This is a genomic window from Oligoflexus sp. (assembly GCF_035638955.1).
Lineage (GTDB): Bacteria > Bdellovibrionota_B > Oligoflexia > Oligoflexales > Oligoflexaceae > Oligoflexus.
In genome coordinates this window covers 1-2,292 of the sequence record NZ_DASQYZ010000249.1, presented here as the reverse complement: position 1 = coordinate 2,292, position 2,292 = coordinate 1, and the positions used below count along the sequence as shown (strand labels likewise).

2 protein-coding genes and 1 pseudogene are annotated in these 2,292 nt (G+C 50.1%); 1 reads left to right on the top strand and 2 read right to left on the bottom strand.

Translation table 11 applies throughout. The features are described 5' to 3' along the window. Nucleotides 1-598: 598 nt before the first annotated feature. Nucleotides 599-1,354, top strand: a complete 756-nt coding sequence (locus tag VE954_RS23115; protein ID WP_324957227.1) for a hypothetical protein — start codon at nucleotides 599-601, stop codon at nucleotides 1,352-1,354. 389 nt (nucleotides 1,355-1,743) lie between these two features. Here the strand turns inward: VE954_RS23115 and VE954_RS23110 are convergent, their stop codons facing one another. Both VE954_RS23110 and VE954_RS23105 read right to left on the bottom strand, forming a co-directional pair. Further along, a complete protein-coding gene (locus VE954_RS23110; protein ID WP_324957225.1) occupies nucleotides 1,744-2,136 on the bottom strand; it encodes a DDE-type integrase/transposase/recombinase in 393 nt (130 codons plus the stop codon). After that, nucleotides 2,112-2,292 (bottom strand): annotated as a pseudogene (locus VE954_RS23105) (hypothetical protein); the annotation flags it as partial. The pseudogene VE954_RS23105 and the gene VE954_RS23110, both read right to left, overlap by 25 nt.

The window sequence follows — 2,292 nt, the reverse complement described above, 5'->3', positions numbered from 1 at the left end:
TCAGGTCATGGTTCATTTGATTGAGGCTTTGGGAACTTTGACGGCTGGAGTAAAAATTGAAGCCCACCAGAAGCAAGGTGTTGATAACAAAGCATAAGATGAAAAGACTCAGTATTCGGCCCTTTAATCCCATGAGATGATAGCCCCTTAAAATTGCTGCTTCAGACTCGTGCGCTTCCGTTTGCGCGTCGGAATATAGAAGGGAAAGATTAGCTAGGCCTGCTTTATCTCGGAAGTTTTGCTGCTGATTGGGGGCGCGGTGGACCATGGTATAGCTCTGCAACGAGTGCTATGAAGATGGCACTTAGCCGGGTCTTTTTCGAGACAGCAGGTTGGCTTGGAATCATAAACCTCTACGACAAATACAAAATCAACATACAGTTTGTGTGAACCGCCGCTTACGGAACCGTACGAGCGGTGGTATGGGAGCCGGGACTGGGGGACTGGTTCTGGCTACCCGATAGCTGTATTAGCGTGACCATTTTTATAATTTCACGAATAAGTTCTCGAACAATGCATCAAATGAGCTGTTTCGTCGTTTGAGGAGGTGGGAGTGGAACCCCGCCAGCGTTTAACCTCGTCATGTTTGGAGAACAAAATGTCAATATCCTTGATCAACCCTCGTAATTTACGCCTGCTTCTGCTGTTAACAGCACTCGTATCATCGGCTGAAGCCGTGAGCCAGGTCTGCAATCCACTGAACCCGCCCGACACCTTCGAAGCCTTTCCAGACGGTACTTCCTATGTTTCAGGACCAGCGAAAGGGAGCCTGGCTTGGCCGGGTGAAACGTTTCAATCAATGATGGATAGCGAGATCGTGGAATGCAGCGATCGCGACAGCCGCGACCATCTGGAAATTACGTCAGGTTGCCTGACTGCGCGGCAGGTAGGGAATTACTTAAGGGGCTATACCGATTCCTACAGCTTCCGCGCTTTAGCCGTTGGCTGGTCAGAAGGTAAGCGCGTTAAATGGACAGACCAAATCAACAGCTATCGCGCGCACATTAAACGGCGCCAAAGAGAAGATTGCCCAACATGTGGTCTGCACCTTTTTACCCGTTATAGGACGGAAAATGATCTTTATGTAGCTTCTCTAAGGCAGGATGGGCTCGCTACAATTAAGAAAAAACACTGCGGAACGTATACAACGCTGGCGGAAAAGAAAATCAATGGTCTTGCTGGCAACACATGGTACAAGGTGCAATTCGCAGCTATCGGCAGGCAGCTGACGCTGTCGTTGGACGATAAAGAGCTTTTGAAAGCCAATGATGCAACATTCAGCTGGGGAACTTCCGGAATCAGGACGGATTATGTCGACGTGTACCTCGATGATTGGAAGGTTACTGCGCCGTAACAGATTCCTCGGCAAACGATTAAAACGAAACGCGGCTGTGAGGACAGGCAGGAGTAAAAGCTGGTTGAGGCATGGTCATCAACATGTTGCATTTTCTATTCTCTCCTGTGACACTAACCTTCTGTAGCGCTTGCTGTGTCCAGAGTGCAAGACCGTTTGCAGCTTCCTTCCCCGGGGGTTGGTGCCGATTCAGTGTGTCCAGCAAACGCTGGTGTATTCAGTGGCGGAAAAGGCACCGTGGCAGGAATCACTACCACGTAGCTGGAATGACAGAAGGGAGGGAAACCGAGCTTTAACGGGGTCACTGCTGACCATGACTTTAAAAGGCTCTGTCGCAAACATTTCCAAGGTCGAAGTGAGTTTCTGAAGGGATCATTCCCCGGACGCAGTTATCCTGCGAGGGCGTAAAACTGCTCAAATGGAGTGGAGCCCTGCATATCAATTTGGCCTTTATTGATCATGGCCATCATCTCAATTCCGGCAATGGTCTTCGCGGCCGACATGAAGGTTTTAGAGCCCAGCATGGGCCTTGTCCTTTGCCTCACTCGCCTGTGATCCTGCTCGACGATATTATTGAGATACTTCACCTGCCGGAGCTCAATGTCGGTTGAATAGTCACTATTGAAAGCCTTGAGGCCGGCGGCGTTTGCCCCTGACTTGTCCGCATTAATCTTTTCCGGCACTCCATGCTGACGAATCGCCTTTTTCAAAAACCTGATGGCCGCTTTCTGATCCCGCTTTGTCGAAAGGAGAAAGTCTATCGTATCGCCATCCTCGTCCACGGCCCGGTAAAGCCATTGCCTTTGACCTTGAGGGCCATCTCATCCCAGAACCATCGGCCGGATACCGGCTTTTTTCTTTTTCTGAACTCTGCTTCGAGCTCAGGAGTATATCGGTTAATCCAGCGATGAACCGTGGAGTGATCGACCTCGACGCCG

Bases quoted from the DNA above. Each gene is read 5' to 3' on its own strand.
- VE954_RS23115 (WP_324957227.1), top strand. From the start codon at position 599: ATGTCAATATCCTTGATCAACCCTCGTAATTTACGCCTGCTTCTGCTG.